The following is a 21,335-nucleotide window of genomic DNA, read 5'->3' as shown; positions in this document are numbered from 1 at the left end:
GACCGCTCGCTGAGGGCGAGTTGTCCGTTAAGTGAACCGGGGTACGCCTGTCGGAAGTATGGGCATATTTCCGGTAGGGTGTTATCCCGCCGACGCATGGGCGTTATCCGCCGGTGACCCGGCCGCGGCGGTCAGCCCCGGACGGACGGCCGCCCGCTCCGCGCTGTCGCTCAGCCGAGGTGGTAGTTGATGTGCGCGGACCAGCGGGCGAAGCCCAGCCGCTCGTAGAGCGCCACCGCGCCGGTGTTCGAGTCGTCCACGTAGAGCATCACCCGGTCCAGCCCTCGCCGGTCCCGCAGGTAGGCCAGCCCGGCGGTGGTCAGCGCCCGGCCGAGCCCGCCGCCGTGTGCGGTCGGCTCCACGCCGACGACGTACACCTCGCCGATCCGTGCCGATCCCGGGCGCTCGTGCACCTTGGTCCAGTGGAAGCCGAGCAGCCGGCCGGTCGCGGTCTCCTCGGCGAGCAGGAAGCCGGCCGGGTCGAACCACGGCTCGGCAAGCCGGACCCGCAGGTCGTCCGACGTCCACCGGCCCTGCTCGGGGTGCTCGGCGAAGGCCCGGGCGTTGAGGGCCAGCCAGGCCGCGTCGTCCGCGCCCGGCTGGAACGCGCGCAGCGCCACCCCGTCGGGCAGCCGGGGCTCGGGCAGCGGTGCGGCCAGTGGCCGGCGCAGCTGCCACAGCACCCGGGCCCGGGTGAACCCGAGGTCGACGGCGAGCGCGGCGGCCGACGGGTGGTCGCCGTGCGCCCACGCCCGTAGCGGGCCGGTGGCCGAGGCGAGCACGCCCCTGGCCAGTGCGCGACCGGTGCCCCGCCGCCGGTACGCCGGATGCACCGCCAGTTCCACCCCGATCCCGCCGACCTGGTCGGTGGTGTCCAGGTGCGCGTACCCGGTGAGGGTGCCGTCGTCGGCGCGGGCGATCAGGTGCACGGCCGGGGCGTCCGGGTCACGCAGCCGGAGCAGGACGTGCTCGTCGAGCGGGTCCGCCCCGTCGGTGTCACCCGCGGAACGGGCCAGGGCCAGCACGTCGGCGATCTCCGCCGGGGCCAGTCGGTCTCTCCGGGTCACCTGGTCGCTGGTCGGCTCCGCGCTGCTCATCCCGTCACCGTAGCCGCCGGTGGCGGCGGTCGGCCCGGATCCCCGACCGGCTCACGTCGGGTCGGTGGGCAACGCCTCCAGCTCGAACCGCTCGGTCAGGTCGACCAGGATGCGGCGCAGCGCGTCCACCGTGCCCTGCCGGTCCCCACCGGCGTCGTGCAGCAGCACCACCGAGCCCGGCTCGGCCTGCGTGACCACCGCCGCGGCTATCTTGCCGGCGCCCGGGGCCTCCCAGTCCGACGGGTCCACCGACCAGTGCAGGGGGGTCATGCCGAGCTGCTGCGCCACCGACACCACGGGGTAGGTCCAGGCGCCGCCGGGCTGGCGGTACCAGACGATCGGCGCGTCCGGCACCGCTGCGCGGATCGCCTCGTTGGTGCGCAGCAGGTCGGCGCGGATCGTCTCCGCGGAACGGGTGCCGAGGGTGATGTCGTGGTGCCAGGAGTGGTTGCACAGGGTGTGTCCGTCGCCGACGATCGCCTGGATCAGGTCGGGATGGTTCTGGGCGTTCTCGCCGACCACGCAGAAGGTGGCCTTGACGTCGAACTCGCGCAGCGTGGCGAGGACCTGCGGGGTGTAGCGCGGATCCGGCCCGTCGTCGAAGGTCAGCGCGATTCGCGGTGTGCCGGTGGTGGAGTGCGCGCCGAACAGCTTGTCGCCCTCGGCGTCGCGCCGCGATCCGTCCTGACCGCCCTCGGTGGGGCCGCCACCAGTGGCGGTAGGGGCGCCGCTCGGCGTGTCGTCGGTCGGTTGGTCGGCGTAGTACGGCCCGTCGGCGTTCGCGTTGACCCCGGTCGTCTGCCGCTGGGGCTGGTCGGGGATGAGACTGCGGCCCAGCAGGTACGCCGAGCCGAGCAGTGCCGTCACCACCAACACCACGATCCCCGCCGCTCGGGCGGTCGAGTTGACCCGCGTCACGGCTTTCGCCCGGCTGACCGGTCACGCCGGCCCGTGGTCCCCGTGGTCACTGCGCGCACCGTCGCCCCCTTCTCCGACAAACCCGGCAGTCAGAATAGAACCGACGAGCTGCGCAAAAAGGGCATATGGGGAATCGTCCCCGGTTGGTGCGGATCAGACGGGCAGCGGTGCGTGTTCCGCCTCGGGCAGCGACCGCGACGGCGGTACGACGAACTTGTAACCCACCTGGCGGACCGTGCCGATCATCGACTCGTACTCGGAGCCGAGCTTGGCGCGCAGGCGTCGGACGTGCACGTCCACGGTGCGGGTGCCGCCGAAGTAGTCGTAACCCCACACCTCGCGCAGCAGCTGGTCCCGGGTGAAGACCCGGCCGGGGTGCTGGGCCAGGAACTTCAGCAGCTCGAACTCCTTGTAGGTGAGGTCGAGCGGGCGTCCCTTCAGCTTGGCCGCGTAGGTGTCCGGGTCGATGGTCAGCTCGCCGGCCCGGATCGAGCCGCCGGCGCCGGCGGTCGCGTTGCTCAGGCGGCCCACCGCCAGCCGCAGCCGCGCCTCCACCTCGGCGGGGCCGGCCGAGGCGAGGATGACGTCGTCGACGCCCCAGTCGGCGTTCAGGGCGATCAGGCCGGCCTCGGTCACCACCGCGACCAGCGGCACTCCGAGCCCGGTGGCGTGCAGCATCCGGCAGGTCGCCCGGGCCTCGCTCAGCTCCGACCGCGCGTCCACCAGCACCGCGTCCGGGCTGGGGCCGGCGACCAGGGTGCGGACATCGCGCGGCGCGGTGCGGACCGAGTGCGGCAGCAGGTCGAGTGCCGGCAGCACAGCGGACGGTTCCCCTGCGCGTGCGGTCACCAGCAACAGGATCTCCACGATCACCTCCGTCCCGGCGGCACGTGGCCGCGCGCGACCAGACACACTCGTGAGGGGAGTGCGCTGAGAAATTGCGTGGTCCCGGCGTCGCTGACGGGCGGGGTAACGGGTTGAGCGTAACCGATCGCCCTCGCCGCGCCTCCGGGCCATTTCCCGTTTGTCCAGCTTGCCCCTGATCGTGGCCCAGGTTTTAACGTTGCTGAAACCCGTGACCACCGCGTCGGGGGGTCGGTCTGGCACGATCGGGGCGTGTTTTCCTCCACCTCGGCCGACGCCGGCCGCGAATCGTGGCCCGACGGGCCCCGTCCGGGCCCGGCCGCACCGACCCGTGGCCACCCGCCCGCGCCGCGCACCGGCCCGGCGGCCACCGACGGCGACCGCCGCGAACGGGGCGGGCCCCGTCGGGCACGCCGCGCCGGTGAGCCGGCCCGCCGCTCCGAGGACGACATCGACGAGCCGGAGGAGGAGGTCGTACCCCCGGTCGAGGTGCGCCGCCCGCTGGCGCTGACCATCGCCGGCTTCGCCGCCCTGCTCGGCGTCGGCCTGGTGCTCGGCGCGCAGACCTCGGGCCCCGGCCACCGGCTGCCGTTCGCCTTCATCATCTTCGGCGTCCAACTGCTGTTCGTGCTCGCCTGGACGATGGCCATGCGCCCACCGGCGCTGCTGCTCGTCGCCGGGATCAGCGCCGCGGTCGCCGCGCTCGCCGACATCGCGGCGGTGCAGACCGACATCGCCGGCCTGGCGCCCCTGGGCTACCTGGCCGCCGGCGGGTTCCTCGCCGCGGTGCTCGGTCAGCTGGTCCGCCGGGTCGACCGGGTCCGTGTCACCGACTCGCTCGGCGCCACGCTGCTCATCGTGGTCGGCGTGGTGGCCTTCGGCACCCTCATCGTGCTCAGCAGGATCCCGGCCGGCACCCAGGCGATCACGGTCTGCCTGACCGCGAGCGGGGTCGCGCTGACCGTCGCTCGACTCACCGACGCGGTGCTGCCCTGGCCCCGTCTGGCCCCGCAGGTCCCCCGGGGCGCCGCCGGCGTGGTCGCCGGCGCGATGGTCGGCACGCTGGTCAGCGCGGTCCTCGGCAGCTACCTCGTGGCACCCTTCACGCCGACCCGCGCCGCGGTGATCGGTCTGGTCGCGGCCGTCACCGCCGTGCTCTCCGACCTCGCCGTCGGGTACGCGGAGGCGGGCCGGCTGATGGCCGGTGAGCCGCCCACCATGTGGGTCGCCCGGCACATGCAGGGTCCGCTCGGCGGTTTCGCCCTGGCGGCCCCGGCCGCGTACGCCATGTGCATGCTGTTCCTCTGAGCCACGCTTGAGCCCGGGACCGGTCGGGTACCTAGGGTGCGCCGCGCTGCGGCACCGGCACGGACGACCCGTCGTACGCGGCGGGCGGAGACAGGAGGCGGCGTGACGCAGGAGTATCCGGCGGATGAGGTCCGGCCCCGACGCCGCGGTCGCAAGCTGCTGATCGGCCTGGTCGTTCTGCTCCTGCTGGTGGGGGTGCTGCTGGTGGTCGCCGACAGGGTGGCCGTCGGGGTGGCCGAGCGGGCCATCGCCGACCGGGTCAGCCAGGAGGTCACCAAGCAGGGGGCGCAGTCCGCCGCGCCCGATGTGGAGGTCGGCGGGACCCCGTTCCTCACCCAGGTGCTCGACGGCCGCTACGAGCGGATCTCCATCAAGCTGCGGGACGTGCAGGCCTCGGTCGAGGGCGACGCCGTGCGGCTGCCCGTGCTCGACGTGGACGCCCGTAACGTGCGGGCCTCCTTGGACACGCTGCGCACCGGGCAGGGCGACGTCGTCGCGGACACGGTCAACGGCACCGGCACGATCAGCTACGACAGCCTCGCCGCGTTGCTGGACCGGCCCGGGCTCACCCTCGGCGAGCAGGGCGGCAAGCTGGCCGTCACCGCACCGGTCGACGTCCTCGGCCAGAAGTTCACCGTCAGCGGCACCGCCGACGTGACGGTCGCCAAGAGTGGTGCGGTCGCCCTGCGTTTCAACGACCTGGACGCCGCGGGCCTGCCGAACCTGCCGTTGGCCCGCGCTGTGCTCAACAACTACGCCAAGGGCATCTCCGTCGACGTGCCCCTGCCCGACCTGCCGTTCCAGCTCGCCGTGCGGGAGGTCCGGCCGCTGCCCGAAGGGCTGGCGGTCACCGCCGACGCGAAGAACGTGCCGATCAACTCCGCCGGCTGAGCGGCCGACCAGTAGACCGGCGCGGCGGAACGCCCGTCGGTCGTCGATTCCCGGATGCTGGTCGGCCCGGTGGCAGCACGGTCACTGGCTGGTAGGCTCCGTGGCCATGGGGACCCACCTCACCAAACGGCGCGCGGTCGACCTGTGCCGCGTGGCCACCTGCCTGTGTCGCCCCGTCATCTGACGGCGGGGCTGTTTCCGGCCGCCTGACGGCGGCCACCGGCACGCAGGGTTCTCGTAACCTCCGGTGATCCCACCGCACGCCCGGCAGCGGCGCCGTCGCACGAACCCGTGATCCCGTCCTTCCGCTGGGTCCCGCGCGCGGTGCGACAGTTAAAGACATCGATATTCGCGCGTTGGCTCACCATCCATCCTCACCAGGGAGTGATTCGATGAGTCGCGACACCGCACTCGTTTCGGCCGAGTGGGCCGAGAAGAACCTCGACGCCCCGGGCGTCGTCTTCGTCGAGGTCGACGAGGACACCTCGGCCTACGACACCGGCCACATCGCCGGTGCCATCAAGATCGACTGGAAGACCGACCTGCAGGACCAGGTCCGCCGGGACTTCGTCAACAAGACCCAGTTCGAGGCGCTGCTCTCCGAGCGGGGCATCAGCAACGACGACACCGTCATCCTGTACGGCGGCAACAACAACTGGTTCGCCGCGTACGCCTACTGGTACTTCAAGCTCTACGGCCACCGCGACGTGAAGCTGCTCGACGGCGGTCGCAAGAAGTGGGAGCTGGACGCCCGTCCGCTGGTGACCGACACGGTGACCCGCCCGGCGACGCAGTACGTCGCGCAGGAGCCGGACACCTCCATCCGGGCCTTCCGCGACGAGGTCGTCGCCGCGATCGGCACCAAGAACCTGGTCGACGTGCGCAGCCCCGACGAGTTCGCCGGCCGGCTGCTCGCCCCCGCCCACCTGCCACAGGAGCAGGCGCAGCGGGCCGGTCACATCCCCACCGCGATCAGCGTCCCGTGGTCCAAGGCGGCCAATGAGGACGGCACCTTCCGGTCCGACGACGAACTGCGCAGGATCTACGGCGACGCGGGGCTCGACGACGGCAAGGACACCATCGCCTACTGCCGGATCGGCGAGCGCTCCTCGCACACCTGGTTCGTGCTCCAGGAGCTGCTCGGCCACCGCAACGTGAAGAACTACGACGGATCCTGGACCGAGTACGGCTCGCTGGTCGGCGTGCCGGTCGCGCTCGGCGACGAGCCCGGGGAGGCCTGACCATGACCGCTCCCACCGCTGCCGGTTGCGCCGCACCGGACCAGGCCGCGCCGCTGCCGGCCAGCCTCGACCTGGAGAAGGAAACCGTGATCACCGGCATCGTCCGTTCCGCCGGGGACGAGGCCGTGTCGGGCGCGTACGTCCGGCTGCTCGACTCGACCGGTGAGTTCACCGCCGAGGTGGTCACCTCGGCGGCCGGGCAGTTCCGGTTCTTCGCCGCGCCGGGTTCCTGGACGCTGCGCGCGCTGTCCCGCCACGGCAACGGCGACACCGCCGTCACCGCCGGCCGGGGCATCAACGAGGTCAGCGTCACCGTCGCCTGACAGCCCACCGGACGATCGACCGGGGCCGGTCACCCTCGCGGGTGACCGGCCCCGTCGTTTCCGGGCGGATCGGATGCGCCGCCCCCCGAAATCCATCGGCGTACGTCACTATCGTCGGGTGGTAGTCACGGTCAGTACGGCTGGTGCCGGTGGAGGCGCCGTATCCGATGAAGAGGTCCCGATCGTCGTCTGCGTCAGCGCGGACGTCTCGGTGCGGGAGCGGGTGGTACGCCAGCTCGACGGGGTCGGCCCGGTGCTGAGCTGCGCCGACCTGACCGAACTGCGGGCGATGCTGTTCCCGTCGCCGCCCGGCGGCTCGGCCCCGTCCGACCCGCCGATCGGAGCGTCGGCGCCGCAGGGGCCGGTCACCTGGGGCGACCTGGTCGTGGACGCGGCCGGACACCGGGTCACCTGGTGCGGTGACCCTCTCCGGCTCACCCGCACCGAGCGGGAGCTGCTCGCCCGGCTGATCGGCCCACCGCTGGTGGTGTGGAGCTACGAGCAGCTCCTCTCCGCCGTCTGGAACGGCACGCACCGGGGCGACACCGCGACGCTGCACTCGGCGATCAGGCGGCTCCGGCACAAGCTGCGCAGCCTGCCGGGCGGGCCGCAGGTGCACACCGTGCGCGGGGTCGGCTACCGGCTGGACCCGCCACCCCCGCCCGCCTGACCCACCGCCCGCCGGCCCGCGCGTCCGGCCGCCGCCGCGGGCGCCGGTCGCCGCCGGGCCGGCTGATCGCCCGTGACACCATGGCCGGGTGAGCGGTGCTGTCCGGACGGGGTGGGCCCCGTCGACCGGTCCCGCCGAGCCGGCACCCACGCGGCGACGGCGGCACTGGCTGCTGATCGGGAGCGTGGTCTGGGCCGTGCTGCTGGCCCTGCTCGTCTGGACGTCGGTCCGCGACGATCCACCGACCGTGCGGGAGCAGCGCTCCCTCGACCAGGCCGGCCCGGTGGTCGACCGCGCGGTCGGCGAGCTGGCCCGGGCGGCTGGTGCGGCCGCGCTGCTGGAGCTGAGCCCACCGCGAGTCGGGTCGGGCTGCCGGGTCACCCCGCTCGCGGACGGTGCCACGCTGCGGCGGGAGGTCGGTGTGCTCGCGCCCGCCGGCACCGAACGCACCGTCCTGGCCGGGATCGCCGAGCGGCTTCCGGCCAGCTGGCGGGCCGGGGTCGGGCCCGGGCGGGACGGCCCGGTGCTGCGCGCCGACGCCGGGGAGTTCGTCGCCGTCCAGGGACGGCCGACCGGGGACGGTCGGATCCGGTTGAGCGTCGACACCGGCTGCCGACCGGTCGGCTCCGGCTACACCCCGGCCCCGTCCACCGCTGGGGACCCTGAGGCCGCCGCCCTGACGGCCGCACTGCGGGCGCTCGGCCGGCCGGCCGACGCCGCGCCGGAGCTGGTGACCGCGCCCTGTCCGGGCGGCGCGCTGGCCCGTACCGCGCGGTCCGCCGCCGGTCCCGGCCCGGCCGCGTCGGAGGGCGGGCTCGTCCCGCTGGCCGCCGGCAACCCGCTACTGGACAACCCACCGGTGTACGCGTACCGCACCGGCCCGGTCACCGTCCTGGCCGAGATCACCCCGGACGCCGCCCGGCTCGCCGCCACCGTCGGCTGCCCCGGCTGAGCCGGGCGCCGGTCAGCTGCCCTGCTGTTCCTCCGGGCCACGGCTGCGGCCCAGCGCGTCGACCCGGCCCCAGCGACCGGGAATGTCCAGCAGCTCGACCCGACCCATGCCCGGTGGCACCGCCGGGTCGATGATCAGATGCTCGCCCTGCGGCTCCAGCCCCAGCATCACCCGCAGCAGCAGCAGCGGCGTGCCGGTCGACCAGGCCTGCGGGCTGCACGCGGTCGGGTACTCCACCGGGTAGTCGGTGAGGTCGCGGGCGTAACCGGCGAACGCCTCGGGCAGCCGCCCGTCGAAGTAGTGGGACGCGGCCAGCATCGCGTCGCAGATCAGCCCGGCCTCGTCCCGGAAGCCGTACCGCCACAGACCCCAGGCGATGATCGAGTTGTCGAACGGCCAGACGGTGCCCACGTGGTAGCCGATCGGGTTGTACCGGCTCTGGTCCTCGGCGAGGGTCCGCACCCCCCAGCCGGAGAAGAGCCGTGGCCCGAGCAGGTGCTCGACCACCTTGCCGGCCCGGGACTCGTCGACGATCCCGCTCCACAGCAGGTGGCCGATGTTCGACGACAGCGCGTCGACCTGTTTCCCGTCGGCGTCCAGGGCGAGCGCGTAGTACTCGCGGTCGGCGATCCAGAAGTCGTGGTTGAACCGCTGCTTGAGCGCGGCGGCCTCCCGCTCCAGGCGGTCGGCGAAGGCCGGGTCGTTCCAGAACGTCCGGGCCAGCCGGGCGGCGCGGATCTTCGCGTCGTACGCGTAGCCCTGCAGTTCGCAGGTGGCCCGGGGGAAGTCGGGCATCCGGCCGTCGGCGTACGAGATGGCGTCCCAGGAGTCCTTCCAGCACTGGTTCTGCAGGCCGGTCTGCGGGTTGCGGGTCTGGTACCAGAGGTAGCCGGTGCCGAGCAGGTCGCCGTAGGTGTCGATCCACTCCAGCGCCGCGCGCACCTGCGGCTCCAGTCGCCGGATCAGCTCGACGTCGCCGGTCCAGCGCTCGTACTCGTCGAGCAGGATGATGAACAGCGGTGTGGAGTCGGCCGACCCGTAGTACGGCGAGTGTGGCTGCTCCTCGAAACCGGCCGTCTCCCCGTACCGCAGCTCGTGCAGGATCTTGCCCGGCTCCTCGTCCCGGAAGTCGTCCACCCGGTGCCCCTGCAGGCCGGCCAGCATCACGATGGTCGGCGGGATCAGCTCCGGTAGGAACGGCAGCACCTGCAACGAGGTGATGATGCTGTCCCGACCGAACAGGGTCATGAACCAGGGCAGTCCGGCGGCGATGAGCCGTACGCCCAGGGCGATCGACTCGTAGCGCAGCGCGGCCAGGTCGTTGAGGCTGCGCCGGTACGCCCCGGCCAGCGGCTGGCAGTCGCAGCCGAGCTTCGGTGCCCGGTCGATCAGCTCCTGCTGCTCGGCGCGGATGGCGTCCGCGCTGCGGCTGCCGCCGTACGGCAGGGTGGCCCGGATGTCCTCCCCACGCGCCCCGTAGACGACCGTGGACACGTGCAGCCGGGTGCTCCACTCGCTGTTGCGCGCGATCCGGATCTGGAAGGTCATCCCGCCGGCGTCGACCATGGCCGGCGCGGTGGAGGTGATCAGCGTCTCCCGGTGGAACGCCTCCCGGCGGTAGGTCAGCCGCAGCTGGTCGTCGGCCACCGTGACCGTCGTCTGCCCCCGCTTCTGCAGGGCGTCCTTGATCTCGAACAGGTCGGCGAAGTCGGCCGCCATCTCGATCCGGACGGTGAACTCGACGTCCTCGCCGCTGTGGTTGAGCACGGTCAGCTCTTCCTCGAAGCTGCCCACGATCGCGCGGCTGCGGATCACCGACGCCTTGGCGTCCAGGTAGTGCGTCGGCTCTCCGGGGGCCAGGAAGAACTTGGTCCGGTACGACTCGGAGGTGTCCATCGACAGGGCGTGCAGCCGCTTGCCGTTGAGGCTGAGCACCCAGTTGGACAGGAAGCGGGTGTCGAAGGAGAACAGCCCGGTCGGGAAGTCGTAGGACGGTTCGATGTCGCCCGTACGGTCGCTGACCAGGAAGGTGTTGCCGTCCAGGATGCTGACCAGGTCGTTCACGTCGGCCGCCCGGCCTGCCTCCGGGCGACCTCACGAGGGTCGCGGGTGCCCGGCGGGTTCGGGAAGAACCGGCGGAAGGCCAGGAAGAGCACCACGTTGCCGCTGAACGTGCTCTCGTTGCGCAGCACCGCCGCGACCCCCTGGGCCTCGCCGGTCACCAGCCGGTCGAACAGGGCGGCGCTGCTGTACCAGATGGCGTCGGCCGGCCCGCGGTTGCGGCTGACCTCCACCGTCCCCGGGCGCATCCGGACCAGCCAGTGCTCGGTCGTCTGCTCATCGGTGGCGAGGTCGATCTGCAGGGTTCCGGCGACCAGGCCGCGCAGGACCTCCGGGGCGCGCGCCGGCAGTGATTCGAAGAACCTCTCCGCCGCCTCGGTCACATCCGAATCGTAGGCAGTCGTCCGAGATGTCGGGTCGGTATCGGTACTCCGCCCGTACCGGCCGCGGCAACCGCCGTCGCCTCAGTAGACGAGGGCCTGCGCGCCGTCGGCCAGCGCCTCCTCGACGAAGGCTGCGGCGCCCGCGATCCGGACGCCGGGCAGCACGTCGTCGGGGCCGATATCCCGCCGGGCCGCGCACTGGGTGCAGGCGGTCACCCGGCCACTGGTCAGGATGACGTGCAGCAGCTCGGCCAGCGGCGCGGAGTGCGGCAGCTCGAACTCCTGGGCACGGCCGGGCAGCGCGAACCAGGTCGACTCGCCGGTCAGCCAGAGCGACACGTCGACACCGGCCGCGACCGCCGTGGCGGCGACCGTGAACGCCTGCGCGCACCGCTCCGGGGCGTCCGCCCCCGCGGTGGCCTTGACGACGAGATTGCGGGCCATGGGGCCCAGCATAGGATGGTCCGGATGGTTACCGAGATCGGGTTCGTCAGCCTGCTGGTCGCCGGCCTGGGCGGGCTCGCCGGTGGCCTGGTCTACCTCGCCGTACGCATATCGAGAGGACGTTGGTGACGCTGGTGAGCGACGAGAACCCGCTGCAGCCCCCGTGGCTGAACGCGCCGCCGGTCGAGCCGTACCCGTTCGAGGAGAGCCACGACCTGCGGGTCGGGCCGAAGCTGCACCCGGCGCTGGACGGCCTGCTGCCGTACATCGGGCTGTGGCGTGGCCGGGGCAAGGGTGGTTTCCCCACCATCGAGGACTTCGACTACGCCCAGGAGATCCGGATCAGCCACGACGGCCGACCGTTTCTGCACTACGAGTCCCGTGCCTGGATCCTCGACGAGGAGAGCAAGCCGGTCCGCCCCGCCGGGCGTGAGGTCGGCTGGTGGCGGCCGGTGCTGGTCGACGGCCGGGCCACCGACGAGCTGGAGGCCCTGCTGACCACCCCGACCGGGATCATGGAGCTGCATCTCGGCAAGCGCACCGGCACCCAGGTGGAGTTCGCCACCGACGCGGTGGTCCGGCCCGCGACGGCCAAGGAGGTCACCGGCGGGCACCGGCTCTTCGGCATCGTCGAGGGCGCGCTGCTCTACGCCCAGGAGATGGCCGCGATGGGGCACCCGCTCAGCCCGCACCTCTCCGCCCGGCTCGTCCGGGTCGGCGGCTGACGTTCAGACGACGGGGAAGCCCAGCAGCGCTTGCAGGACGGGGGTGCGCGGGCTTCGGTCGCGGCGCACCCCGTCCAGGGTGTGGACCTCGATGATCCCCCGCATTGACGAGCTGAACCAGACGCCGTCCGCCGCGTGCAACTCGGCCGGGGTGACCATCCGCTCGTCGGCGGTCAGGCCCAGCTCGCCCGCGTGACCGAGCAGCCACGCGACGGTGGTGCCGGGCAGGATGCCGGTGGTGGCGGCGGGCACGGTGCAGAGCGTGCCGCCGGTGAGCCACACCACGTTGGCGGTCGGGCCCTCCAGCGCGTACCCGTCGGAGGAGATCCAGAGCACGTCGTCGACCCCGGCGCGGCCGGCCCAGCGGCGGGCGGCGCTGTTGACCGCGTACGAGGTGGATTTGATTCCGGCGGGCAGCCAGTCCAGCCCGGTCCGCGCGTCGGCGGGCACCCCCAGCGGCAGCGTGGCCACGGTGATGCCGTCGCGGCGGGCCGCCCGGGACGACGCGGGCACCTCGGTCAGCGTGGCGTAGACGGTCGGCGGGCCGCCGACCTCCGGGCCCCGGGTGCAGACCAGCCGCAGCGCCCCCTCCACCTGCGCCGGCCAGCCCTCGCACAGGTTGTCGAGCAGCTCGATCAGCGTGGCCGTGGGGGGCAGGGTCAGCTCGAAGGCGGTGGCCGCCGCGGCCAGCCGGGCCAGGTGCTCGTCGCGCAGCCACGGCCGGCCGTGGCGCAGGTGCATGGTCTCGAAGAGGCCGTCGCCGCGCAGAACGCCGAGGTCGTCAGCGCGGAGGACGGGCTCGCCGGCTGGCACCGGGCCGCGCCCGAGCACGGCGATCCGCGCGGTCGGATGGGCCGCGACCTTTTCGACGGACGACATCACCATGACCGTCGAGCGTAGCGGCGGTCCGCAGCGCGCGGAGACCGGCACGGTTGTCGAACTATGATCGGACGGTGTCCGAATCCTCCCTCGCGGAAATGCTCCGGGCCCGTGGGCTGCGGCTGACGGCCCAGCGGCAGCTTGTCCTCCAGGCGGTGCTCGATCTGGGCCACGCCACCCCGGAGCAGGTGCACACCGCGGTCCGGGAGGTCGCCGCCGGCGTCAACATCACCACCATCTATCGCACGCTGGAGCTGCTCGAACGGCTCGGCCTGGTGACCCACACCCACCTCTCGCACGGCTCGCCGACCTACCACGCGGCCGGTGAACACCAGCACGTCCACCTGGTCTGCCGGGAGTGCGGCGCGATCGACGAGATCGATCCGGAGCTGCTCCGCCCGCTCGCCGACCAGTTGGCCGCCCAGCGGGGGTTCCGGGTGGACATCGGGCACGTGTCGCTCTTCGGTGTCTGCGAACGCTGCCAGAACGGGGACCACAAATGATCGACATCGCGGGTGCGGTGGCCGTCGAAAGCATCGACGAGGCCAGCCGGGACCAGCCGGAGCCGGCGCACGTCGCGGCCGGGGTGCGGGGGGTCGCCGCGCACTACGGCGACCCGCTGCGCGAGCAGCGCATCCTGGACACCGAGGTCGGCCTGGTCGACCGGTCGCACCGGGGCGTCATCGCGGTGCCGGGGGAGGAGCGGGCCGGCTGGCTGCACACCATCACCTCGCAGCACCTGGCGACGCTGGCCGCCGACGAGGGCACCGAGCTGCTGGTGCTCTCCCCGCACGGGCACGTCGAGCAGCACGCCGTGGTCGCCGAGGACGGCGAGACCACCTGGCTGGACACCGAGCCCGGAGCGACCACCGGCCTGCTGGCGTACCTGGAGAAGATGCGGTTCTTCAGCAAGGTCGAGCCGCGCGACGCCACCGCCGAGCGGGCGCTGCTGTCGCTGGTCGGGCCGGCGGCGACGGACGCGCTGGGCACGCTCGGCGTGACCGGGCTGGCCGCACCGGACCTGATCGCCGTGCCGGGTCCGAAGTTCGCCGCCGGCGCCGTGCCGCCCCGGGCGACCGTTCGGTACGACGTACGGCCACTGCCGACCGGCGGCTGGGCTCGCCGTGGCCCGCTCGGGATCGACCTGCTCGTGCCCCGGAGCGCGATGGAGCAGGTGGTCGCGGAGCTGCGCGGCGCGGGTGTGCCGGTCGCCGGTCTCTGGGCGTACGAGGCGATCCGGGTGGCCGCCCGGCGGCCCCGGGTCGGGGTGGACACCGACCACCGGACCATCCCGGCCGAGGTGGACCTGATCGGCCCGGCCGTGCACCTGGACAAGGGTTGCTACCGGGGGCAGGAGACGGTCGCCCGGGTGCACAACATGGGCCGGCCGCCGCGTCGTCTGGTGCTGCTGCACCTGGACGGGGTGACCACCGACCAGCCGCCGACCGCCGGTACGCCGGTGACCCTCGACGGCCGGACGGTGGGCTTCGTCGGCACCGCCGTGCTGCACCACGAGTTGGGCCAGATCGCCCTGGCGGTGCTGAAGCGCAACGTCCCGGAGGACGCCGTGCTGCTGATCGGCGAGACCGCGGCGGCGATCGACCCGTCCTGACCGGGCCGTCTAGGATCGCCGGCATGACGACAGGGACGTTGATCACGGTGGCCCCGACCGGCGCTGAGTCGGCCAAGGCGGAGGTGCCGGCGCTGCCGGTGACGCTCGACGAGCTGCTGCTCACCGCCAAGGAGTGCGAGGCGCTCGGCGCCGCCGTGATCCACGTTCACATCCGCGACGACGCGGCGCGGCCCAGCCTCGACCCGGTGCGCCTGCGGGAGACGGTGGCGGCGCTGCGGGAGGGCACCGACCTGATCGTGCAGCTCTCCTCCGGCGGCGCGGTGACCGACCCGGAGGCGTCCCGGCTGGCCGTGCTCGACGCCCAGCCGGACATGGCCTCGTGCACCATGGGCACGGTCAACTTCGGCGACGACGTCTTCCTCAACCGCTGGGAGTTCATCGTCGACCTGCACACCCGGATGCAGGAACGCGGGATCGTGCCGGAGTACGAGATCTTCGATCTCGGCCACCTGGCCGCGTTGCAGCGGCTGCTCGGCAAGTACGGGCTGCCGGCCGGCGGGCACGTGCACGTCGATTTCGTGATGGGTGTGCCGGGCGGCATGCCGGGCACCACCGAGACGCTGGTTGCGGCGCACCGCATGCTGCGGGACCTGCCGGACGGCACCACCTTCTCGGCAACCGGCATCGGCCGCAGCACCATTCCGGTCATGCTGGCCTCGCTGTCGACCGGTGGGCACCTGCGGGTCGGCATGGAGGACACCGTGACCTACGCCAAGGGGCGGCCGGTGGAGTCCAACATGCAGCTGGTCGCCCGCGCGGTCGGCTTCGCGCAGCTCGCCCAGCGTCCGCCGCTGACCACCACCGAGGCGCGCGAGCTGCTCGGGCTGTAAGGCCGGCTCTGTCCGGCGCCCCTGTCACCCGGGCGGTGGACGACCTGGTCACCCCGCCGTCGGGCAGCCCAGGGGCGTGGGTACCGTCCAGCACGTGGGAAAGACGTACGAGGGCGGCGCGCCGCTCGCCGAGGTGGTCCGGTCCGGTTTCGTGGAGGGTGCGCACCGCGGCTCGGTGGTGGTGCTGGACGCGACCGGTGCGCCGGTGGCCGCCGCCGGGGATGTGACCTCTCCGATCTTTCCCCGCTCGGCCAGCAAGCCGATGCAGGCGATCGGGATGCTCCGCGCCGGCCTGCCGCTGACCGACCCGGCCGACCTTGCACTGGTGTCGGCGAGCCACGCGGGTGAGGACTTCCACCTGGCCCGGGTGGGCGCGCTGCTGGGGCGGGCCGGGTTGGACGCCTCGGCCCTGCACTGCCCGCCCGACCTGCCGGTGGGCGCGGCGGCACGCGAGGCCGTGCTGCGCTCCGGGGGCGGTCCGACCCGGGTGCAGATGAACTGCTCCGGCAAGCACAGCGGGATGCTGCTCACCTGCCAGGCCGCCGGGTGGCCGCTGGACGGCTACTGGCGGCCGGAGCACCCGTTGCAGCAGCGGTTGCGGGCGGCCATCGAGGAGTTCACCGGCGAACAGGCGGCGGCGGTGGGCGTGGACGGCTGCGGCGCCCCGGTGCTCGCGGTGTCGCTGACCGGCCTGGCCGGGGCGTACCTCCGGCTGGTCGACGCCGAGCCCGGTTCGGTGCCGCGCACGGTGGCCGACGCCATGCGCGCCAACCCGGAGATCGTGGGCGGCACGCGGGCCGACGACACCCGGCTGATGCGCGGCGTTCCGGGACTGCTGGCGAAGGTCGGCGCCGAGGGCGTGATCGCGGTGGGACTGCCGGGCGTCGGCGCGGTGGCACTGAAGATCGACGACGGCGCGGACCGCGCCCGGATGCCGGTGCTGGTCTCCGCGCTGCGCCGGCTCGGCGTCGACGCCCCGGTGCTGGCCGAGTACGCCGAGGTGCCGCTCTTCGGCGGCGGCGTTCCGGTCGGCGCGGTCCGTCCGCTCTGGTGAGTGGCGGCTGGCCCCGATCGTCCGCCCGACACCACTGAGGGGCTTCTCGGCAGGGTCAGCTCAGGAAGTCGAGCAGGGCGGCGTTCACCGGCTCGGGACGCTCCAGCGGCAGCAGGTGCGCGGCGTCCGGCACGTCGGGCAGCCGTACCGCGCCGGGCACCTCGGCGGCGATCCGGTCGGCGAGCCGGCGGATGTCCGGCACGTCGGCGGCGCCGGCGGTGACCAGGACGGGCACCCGCAGCTCGCCGAGGCGCTCGATCGCCGGTGGCGTCAGCTCGCCCACCTCGACGGCACCCAGGGCCAGTTCGGCGGCGAGCGCGCGCTGGTCCATCTCCTGCGCGAACGCGATCAGGCCGGGGTCGACGTCGGCCGGCTGGCGGCCCGGGCCGACCACCCAGAACCGCACCTCACCGGCCGCCCCGGCGGTGAAGTCGTCCGGGTCCACCTCGCCGACCAGATCGTCCCAGAGGTCGTTGGCCTCCTCGGACCACTCGTTGCCGGAGACGGCCGTGTCGAACAGCGCGAGCGCGCTCACCCGGTCGGGGTGGGCCAGCGCGGTGTCGATGGCGACGGACCCGCCGAAGGAGCAGCCGACCAGGGCGGCTCGGGGAATGTCGAGCGCGTCCAGCAGGCCGGCCACGTCGTCGTGGTGCGCGAACGGGGCCGGGGGCAGTTCCGAGTCGCCGTAGCCGCGCAGGTCCGGGACGATCACCCGGTGCCGGGCGGCGAGCGCGGGCAGTTGCCCCCGCCACATCCGTCGGTCGGCGATGCCGGCGTGCAGCAGCACGACGGGCGATCCGGTGCCGGCCTCGTCGTACGCGATGACTGCTCCATTGACTGCGATCTTGTGCACGGACGGACGGTACGGATCGAGCGGGCGACGCGCAAACAGGATGCTGAGACCTTGCTAACTCTGGCTAGCGTTTTGCTTGCAGGAGTTAGCAACGCCGGTTAGCGTCAGCGTCATGGCCACACCGAAGGACCTCCCCGACGTCGGCGGGTTCATCCGCGATCTGCGGCGCAACGCGAAAATCTCGCTGCGGCAGCTCGCCGAGCAGGCAGGGGTCAGCAACCCGTACCTCAGCCAGATCGAGCGCGGCCTGCGCAAGCCGAGTGCCGAGGTGCTCCAGCAGCTCGCCAGCGCCCTGCGGGTGTCCACCCCGGCGATGTACCTGCGGGCCGGGCTGCTCGACGACAAGGAGGGGCACGGTGTGCTCGCCGCCATCGCGGTCGACGCCGACCTGACGATGGCCCAGAAGCAGTCGCTCAGCCAGATCTACGAGACCTTCCGCCGGGAGAACGTCCGCCTGGCCGAGGCCGAGGGCACCAACACCGACATCGACACCACCGGCGGCGGGGCCCGGATCACCACCCCGACCGACGTCGCCGACGAGCCGGCCGATGTGGCCAACCTGGCCGCGACCGGCCCCACCACCGCGGGCGGCACCCCGACCGAGGCCGTACTCGAGTCGGTGGCCGTCACCGAGGCGGGCTCCACCCCCGCCCCGACCAGCACCAACACCCCCGAGAAGAAGGCCGCCGGTCCGGCGGTCCGGAAGGCCGCCGATGCGGCCGAGGAGGAAACCTCATGACCGAGCCGAAGACCAACCGCATCCCCGCCCCGATCTACGCCGCCGCCGGCGCCGGGGAGCTGGCCCTCCAGCAGCTGCGCAAGCTGCCGAGCGTGGTCGGCGTCCTCGGCACCCGGGTCGTCGCCGATCTGGGTGGCCGGGCCGTGCTGACCGGCTTCGAGCTGCGCCAGAAGGCCACCGAGACCCTGCGTACCGCGAACGAGACCGCCGAGAGCCTGCGCGGCCGGGCCCAGGCCGAGCTGGACCTGGCCAAGCTCCGCGAGTCGGCCGACCTGGCCAAGCTCCGCGAGGTCGCCGACCTGGACCGGCTGCGCGCCGCCGCGACCCGTAACGCCGCCGTGGTGGTCGCCGGTGCCCAGGCCGCCCAGGAGCGGGCGTTCGCCGCGTACGGCGCGCTGGTCGCCCGCGGTGAGCGGGTCGTCGGCGCTGGCGTGCTGGAGGCCGCCGAGACGGTCAACGCCGACATCGAGGCGACCCAGGCTGTCACGCCGGCCGCCGCCCCGACCGAGGCCGCCACCCCGGCCGCTCCGACCGAGGCCACCGCCCCGGCCAGCCCGGCCGACGTGCCGAGCCCGGCCGAGGTCGCCGAGATCGCCGAGGCCAAGCCGGTCGCCGTCAAGAAGGCCGCCCGGGCGCCGAAGGCCGCCAAGCCGGCTTCGACCCCGTCGGCGAAGCTGCCCCGGGCCACCAAGCGGACCCGCCCGGCGGCCGAGTAGTTCGTGCTGTCCACGACCCCGGCGGCGTCCTTGTCGGACGTAGTCGGGGTCGTGGACATAAGCTTGCCGGCATGGCCAACGCCGCGCCGATCTTCGCGTTCGAAGTCCGCTACGTGATCGAGCTGATCCTGCTCGTCTTCGCGCTGATCATCCAGGGTGTCGCGCTGGTGCACGCCGTCACGCAGCGCTCCGACGCCTTCCCCGCCATCGGGACGCTGCCGAAGGGTGGCTGGATCGCCATCCTGGCGGTCTGCCTCGTGCTCACCCTGCTGGGCTTCGGTCCGATCAGCCTCTTCGGACTGATCGGCATCGCCGCCGCCCTCATCTACCTGCTCGACGTCCGGGTCGGCCTGCGCGACCTGAGTGACGGCAAAGGGTTCTGGTGAGGGGTTTCCGCTGGCCGCCTCCACCGGACGGCGGGCCCCGCACCTGGGGGCCCGGTCCGGGTGGTCCGCGTACCGGCCGGCCGGCGCTGCCGGAACCGGAGACCGAGCTGATCACCACGCCGCACGGCGTGCGGTTGGAGCGGCTGGTCACCGGCACCGGTGAGCCGGTCACCGTCTTCGCGCACGGGCTGGGCAACGGCATCGCCACCACCCGCCCGTTCGGCAGCGGGGTGACCGGTCGCAAGGTGTTCTTCCAGTTCCGCGGGCACGGCCGATCCGACGCGCCGGCCGGGCCGTGGAGCTATCTCGACCTGGCCCGGGATCTGCGCGCCGTGGCGGATCTCGGCGGTGCCAGCCGGGCGTTCGGGGCGAGCCTCGGCGCCGGCGCGCTGTGCCGGCTGCTGGTCGAGAGCCCGGACCGCTTCGAGAAGCTGGTCTTCTTCCTGCCGGCGGTGCTCGACCAGCCGCGCGGGCCGGTGGCCCGGGAACGCGTCACGGCCCTGCTGGAGGCGGTGGAGAGCGGTGACGCCTCGGCGGTCGCCGACGTCGTCTCGCTCGAGCTGCCGACGGCGGTCCGCAACACCCCGGCCGGTTGGGCGTACCTGCGGCAGCGGCTCGACCAGTTGCTCCGCGACGGTCTGGCCGAAGGGCTGGCCACTCTCCCGGAGCAGGCGCCGCTGCGCGACGCCTCCGCCCTGGCGGCGGTCACCGCACCGGCGTTGGTGATCGGCTGTGCGGGCGACGACCTGCACCCGGTCGAGGTCGCCGAGCAGCTCGCCTCCGCGCTGCCCCAGGCCACCCTGCACGTGTACGACCGGCCCGGCGTGCTCTGGACGGAACGCGCCGACCTGCGGGAGCGCGTGTCCAGCTTCCTCAACGAGTAACGTCCCCTGCCATGGGTGTCACACAGCATGGCCGGACGCACCGGCTGGACCTCGCCGACCCGACCCTGCGCGAGTGGACCTGCACGGTTCTGCACGCCGACCCGGAGCAGGGCATCGTGCTGGACCGGTCGGCCTTCTACCCGGGCGGGGGCGGTCAGCCGCCGGATCACGGCGTGCTGCTCTGGCAGGGCGTGCAGACCCGGATCGTCGGCACCCGCAAGGGCGACGACCCGTACCTGATCCCCGCCGAGGGTGATCCACTGCCGCCGGCCGGCACCGAGGTCGTCGGCGCGGTGGAGGACGAGCGCCGCACCCGACTGATGCGCACCCACTCCGGGCTGCACGTGCTCTGCGGGGTGGTGTTCCGCGACTTCGGCGCACTCGTCACGGGCAACTCGATGGAACCGGGCGAGGCCCGGATGGACTTCAACCTCCCCGAGGTGCCGGCCGACTTCAAGAGCCGGATCGAGGAGCTGGTCAACGCCGAGGTGGCCGCCGACCGGTCGGTCGCCGTCCGGGTGCTGCCGCGCGCCGAGGCGCTGTCCCTGCCGGACATCATCCGCACCCAGTCCAACCTCATTCCGCCGGACGAGCAGGAGGTCCGGATCGTCGACATCGTCGGCCTGGACGTGCAGGCCGACGGCGGCACCCACGTCGCGTCCACCGCCCAGATCGGCAAGGTGCAGGTGGTCAAGGTCGAGAGCAAGGGCCGGGCCAATCGCCGGGTCCGCGTCCGCCTGGCGGACTAGGTAGCGCTGTCGCCTGGCGGACTAGGCGGCGCTGTCGCCTGGCGGACTAGCTCTCCTGGCGGGCGCGCAGCGATCGGATCTTGTGCCGGTTGCCGCAGCGCTCCATCGAGCACCAGCGGCGCCGCCCGGGGCGTGAGGTGTCCACGAAGACCAGGTAGCAGTTGTGCGCGCCGCACTCCCGGATCCGGTCGGCGTACGGCCCGCTGAAGAGCTCGACCGCGTCCCGGGCGATGCTGGCCAGGGCCTGTCGGCCGCTGGCCGGGAGCACCCAGCGCCGCGTGCCGTCCGGGTCGAGCCGGGGGGCCAGCGGCGCGGCGGCCGCCGCTTCGTTGAGGATGTCGAGGTCGTCGGGCGTCGCGTCGAAGTCGGTGGGTGTCTCGGCGGGTGGCCGGGTGCCGGTGCGGGCGCAGACCAGTCGCCACAGCGCGTCCCGCAGCCGCCGGGCGTCGGCCAGCTCCGCCGGTTGGACGTCGACCTGAGCCGGGTCCAGGCGCAGGCGGGACCGCGCCAACCAGTCGGCGAGATCCGCCGGAGCGTGCATCACCTCGTAGCGGGCGCCGATGCCCGGCCCGCCGGTGGTGAGGAATTCCAGGCAGAGTGCGCCGGGATCGAAGAGAAAGCTGGTCCCTCTCAGCGACACCAGGGTGATTCCACTTGCGACGTCGGTCACGTAACCACTATAAACGGTTACAGGACCCGTCCGCATGGCGCGGTCGTCACGAAGGTGAGGAAACC

Annotated in this window: 27 protein-coding genes; 18 read left to right on the top strand and 9 right to left on the bottom strand. The window is 73.2% G+C overall.

Annotation, left to right across the window (positions count from 1 at the left end; genetic code table 11):
- Positions 1–170: 170 nt before the first annotated feature.
- The 3 genes from mshD to M8C17_RS15660 form a co-directional block, all read right to left on the bottom strand.
- Positions 171–1,097 carry a mycothiol synthase gene (gene mshD / locus M8C17_RS15670; protein ID WP_252417200.1) on the bottom strand — a complete coding sequence of 309 codons (927 nt, stop codon included), beginning with the start codon at positions 1,095–1,097 and terminating at the stop codon, positions 171–173.
- Between the two features lie 51 nt (positions 1,098–1,148).
- The gene (locus tag M8C17_RS15665) at positions 1,149–2,015 is read right to left on the bottom strand and encodes a polysaccharide deacetylase family protein (protein ID WP_252417199.1); all 867 of its coding nucleotides are present in this window, start codon (positions 2,013–2,015) and stop codon (positions 1,149–1,151) included.
- A gap of 153 nt (positions 2,016–2,168) precedes the next feature.
- On the bottom strand, positions 2,169–2,888 hold the full coding sequence (locus M8C17_RS15660; protein WP_179781168.1) for a response regulator transcription factor: 720 nt from the start codon (positions 2,886–2,888) through the stop codon (positions 2,169–2,171).
- 243 nt (positions 2,889–3,131) lie between these two features.
- On the opposite strand from M8C17_RS15660, the gene M8C17_RS15655 reads away from it, so the two are divergent.
- The 7 genes from M8C17_RS15655 (at position 3,132) to M8C17_RS15630 (ending at position 8,264) form a co-directional block, all read left to right on the top strand.
- Positions 3,132–4,187, top strand: coding sequence for a hypothetical protein (locus M8C17_RS15655; protein ID WP_252417198.1), 1,056 nt, complete (start codon positions 3,132–3,134; stop codon positions 4,185–4,187).
- A gap of 102 nt (positions 4,188–4,289) precedes the next feature.
- Positions 4,290–5,078: a DUF2993 domain-containing protein gene (locus M8C17_RS15650; RefSeq protein ID WP_252417197.1), complete on the top strand. Its 789-nt coding sequence runs from the start codon at positions 4,290–4,292 to the stop codon at positions 5,076–5,078.
- A gap of 106 nt (positions 5,079–5,184) precedes the next feature.
- Positions 5,185–5,262: an Ms5788A family Cys-rich leader peptide gene (locus tag M8C17_RS32295; RefSeq protein ID WP_310503780.1), complete on the top strand. Its 78-nt coding sequence runs from the start codon at positions 5,185–5,187 to the stop codon at positions 5,260–5,262.
- A 208-nt stretch (positions 5,263–5,470) separates the two neighbouring features.
- The gene (locus tag M8C17_RS15645) at positions 5,471–6,319 is read left to right on the top strand and encodes a sulfurtransferase (protein ID WP_252417196.1); all 849 of its coding nucleotides are present in this window, start codon (positions 5,471–5,473) and stop codon (positions 6,317–6,319) included.
- A 2-nt stretch (positions 6,320–6,321) separates the two neighbouring features.
- The gene (locus M8C17_RS15640; protein WP_252417195.1) at positions 6,322–6,642 is read left to right on the top strand and encodes a DUF1416 domain-containing protein; all 321 of its coding nucleotides are present in this window, start codon (positions 6,322–6,324) and stop codon (positions 6,640–6,642) included.
- 211 nt (positions 6,643–6,853) lie between these two features.
- Positions 6,854–7,312, top strand: coding sequence for a winged helix-turn-helix domain-containing protein (locus M8C17_RS15635; RefSeq protein WP_252417194.1), 459 nt, complete (start codon positions 6,854–6,856; stop codon positions 7,310–7,312).
- 88 nt (positions 7,313–7,400) lie between these two features.
- Positions 7,401–8,264 (top strand): hypothetical protein, encoded by an 864-nt coding sequence (locus M8C17_RS15630; RefSeq protein WP_252417193.1) that lies wholly within the window; start codon positions 7,401–7,403, stop codon positions 8,262–8,264.
- 12 nt (positions 8,265–8,276) lie between these two features.
- Here the strand turns inward: M8C17_RS15630 and M8C17_RS15625 are convergent, their stop codons facing one another.
- The 3 genes from M8C17_RS15625 to M8C17_RS15615 form a co-directional block, all read right to left on the bottom strand.
- On the bottom strand, positions 8,277–10,328 hold the full coding sequence (locus M8C17_RS15625) for a glycogen debranching N-terminal domain-containing protein (RefSeq protein ID WP_252417192.1): 2,052 nt from the start codon (positions 10,326–10,328) through the stop codon (positions 8,277–8,279).
- The gene (locus tag M8C17_RS15620) at positions 10,325–10,708 is read right to left on the bottom strand and encodes an SCP2 sterol-binding domain-containing protein (RefSeq protein WP_252417191.1); all 384 of its coding nucleotides are present in this window, start codon (positions 10,706–10,708) and stop codon (positions 10,325–10,327) included. The genes M8C17_RS15625 and M8C17_RS15620 overlap by 4 nt, the downstream gene beginning before the upstream one ends.
- Before the next feature lie 81 nt (positions 10,709–10,789).
- The gene (locus tag M8C17_RS15615; RefSeq protein ID WP_252417190.1) at positions 10,790–11,164 is read right to left on the bottom strand and encodes a DsrE family protein; all 375 of its coding nucleotides are present in this window, start codon (positions 11,162–11,164) and stop codon (positions 10,790–10,792) included.
- A 12-nt stretch (positions 11,165–11,176) separates the two neighbouring features.
- On the opposite strand from M8C17_RS15615, the gene mtfM reads away from it, so the two are divergent.
- Entirely contained in the window at positions 11,177–11,281 is a 105-nt protein-coding gene (gene mtfM / locus M8C17_RS32035) for a small membrane protein MtfM (protein ID WP_030327764.1), read from the top strand.
- Between the two features lie 5 nt (positions 11,282–11,286).
- Positions 11,287–11,877, top strand: a complete 591-nt coding sequence (locus M8C17_RS15610; RefSeq protein ID WP_252417471.1) for an FABP family protein — start codon at positions 11,287–11,289, stop codon at positions 11,875–11,877.
- Between the two features lie 3 nt (positions 11,878–11,880).
- On the opposite strand, the gene M8C17_RS15605 is transcribed toward M8C17_RS15610, so the two are convergent.
- Positions 11,881–12,756 (bottom strand): aminotransferase class IV, encoded by an 876-nt coding sequence (locus tag M8C17_RS15605; RefSeq protein WP_252417189.1) that lies wholly within the window; start codon positions 12,754–12,756, stop codon positions 11,881–11,883.
- A 74-nt stretch (positions 12,757–12,830) separates the two neighbouring features.
- Here M8C17_RS15605 and M8C17_RS15600 point away from each other — a divergent pair, with 74 nt between their 5' ends.
- The 4 genes from M8C17_RS15600 to M8C17_RS15585 all read left to right on the top strand — a co-directional run bounded on the left by M8C17_RS15600 (position 12,831) and on the right by M8C17_RS15585 (position 16,273).
- Positions 12,831–13,259 carry a Fur family transcriptional regulator gene (locus M8C17_RS15600; RefSeq protein ID WP_252417188.1) on the top strand — a complete coding sequence of 143 codons (429 nt, stop codon included), beginning with the start codon at positions 12,831–12,833 and terminating at the stop codon, positions 13,257–13,259.
- Positions 13,256–14,368, top strand: coding sequence for a folate-binding protein YgfZ (locus M8C17_RS15595; RefSeq protein ID WP_252417187.1), 1,113 nt, complete (start codon positions 13,256–13,258; stop codon positions 14,366–14,368). Before M8C17_RS15600 ends, M8C17_RS15595 begins: the two co-directional genes overlap by 4 nt.
- Before the next feature lie 23 nt (positions 14,369–14,391).
- Positions 14,392–15,219: a 3-keto-5-aminohexanoate cleavage protein gene (locus M8C17_RS15590; RefSeq protein ID WP_252417186.1), complete on the top strand. Its 828-nt coding sequence runs from the start codon at positions 14,392–14,394 to the stop codon at positions 15,217–15,219.
- 94 nt (positions 15,220–15,313) lie between these two features.
- Entirely contained in the window at positions 15,314–16,273 is a 960-nt protein-coding gene (locus M8C17_RS15585) for an asparaginase (protein ID WP_252417185.1), read from the top strand.
- 55 nt (positions 16,274–16,328) lie between these two features.
- Here M8C17_RS15585 and M8C17_RS15580 read toward each other — a convergent pair whose 3' ends face one another.
- Positions 16,329–17,126, bottom strand: coding sequence for an alpha/beta fold hydrolase (locus M8C17_RS15580; RefSeq protein WP_252417184.1), 798 nt, complete (start codon positions 17,124–17,126; stop codon positions 16,329–16,331).
- A gap of 112 nt (positions 17,127–17,238) precedes the next feature.
- On the opposite strand from M8C17_RS15580, the gene M8C17_RS15575 reads away from it, so the two are divergent.
- The 5 genes from M8C17_RS15575 to M8C17_RS15555 all read left to right on the top strand — a co-directional run bounded on the left by M8C17_RS15575 (position 17,239) and on the right by M8C17_RS15555 (position 20,600).
- On the top strand, positions 17,239–17,865 hold the full coding sequence (locus M8C17_RS15575; protein ID WP_252417183.1) for a helix-turn-helix domain-containing protein: 627 nt from the start codon (positions 17,239–17,241) through the stop codon (positions 17,863–17,865).
- Complete coding sequence (locus M8C17_RS15570; RefSeq protein ID WP_252417182.1) at positions 17,862–18,581, top strand: hypothetical protein; 720 nt, start codon at positions 17,862–17,864, stop codon at positions 18,579–18,581. The genes M8C17_RS15575 and M8C17_RS15570 overlap by 4 nt, the downstream gene beginning before the upstream one ends.
- A gap of 71 nt (positions 18,582–18,652) precedes the next feature.
- On the top strand, positions 18,653–18,967 hold the full coding sequence (locus tag M8C17_RS15565) for a DUF2516 family protein (protein ID WP_030327754.1): 315 nt from the start codon (positions 18,653–18,655) through the stop codon (positions 18,965–18,967).
- On the top strand, positions 18,964–19,851 hold the full coding sequence (locus tag M8C17_RS15560; protein ID WP_252417181.1) for an alpha/beta fold hydrolase: 888 nt from the start codon (positions 18,964–18,966) through the stop codon (positions 19,849–19,851). The genes M8C17_RS15565 and M8C17_RS15560 overlap by 4 nt, the downstream gene beginning before the upstream one ends.
- An 11-nt stretch (positions 19,852–19,862) precedes the next feature.
- Complete coding sequence (locus tag M8C17_RS15555; protein WP_252417180.1) at positions 19,863–20,600, top strand: alanyl-tRNA editing protein; 738 nt, start codon at positions 19,863–19,865, stop codon at positions 20,598–20,600.
- A 46-nt stretch (positions 20,601–20,646) separates the two neighbouring features.
- Here M8C17_RS15555 and M8C17_RS15550 read toward each other — a convergent pair whose 3' ends face one another.
- Positions 20,647–21,270: an ABATE domain-containing protein gene (locus M8C17_RS15550; RefSeq protein WP_252417179.1), complete on the bottom strand. Its 624-nt coding sequence runs from the start codon at positions 21,268–21,270 to the stop codon at positions 20,647–20,649.
- Positions 21,271–21,335: the final 65 nt, after the last annotated feature.

The organism is Micromonospora sp. RHAY321, assembly GCF_023896955.1.
In the GTDB taxonomy this organism is placed as follows: Bacteria; Actinomycetota; Actinomycetes; order Mycobacteriales; family Micromonosporaceae; genus Micromonospora.
The sequence above is the reverse complement of the archived record's forward strand: the minus strand, read 5'-3'. Positions and strand labels throughout refer to the sequence as shown.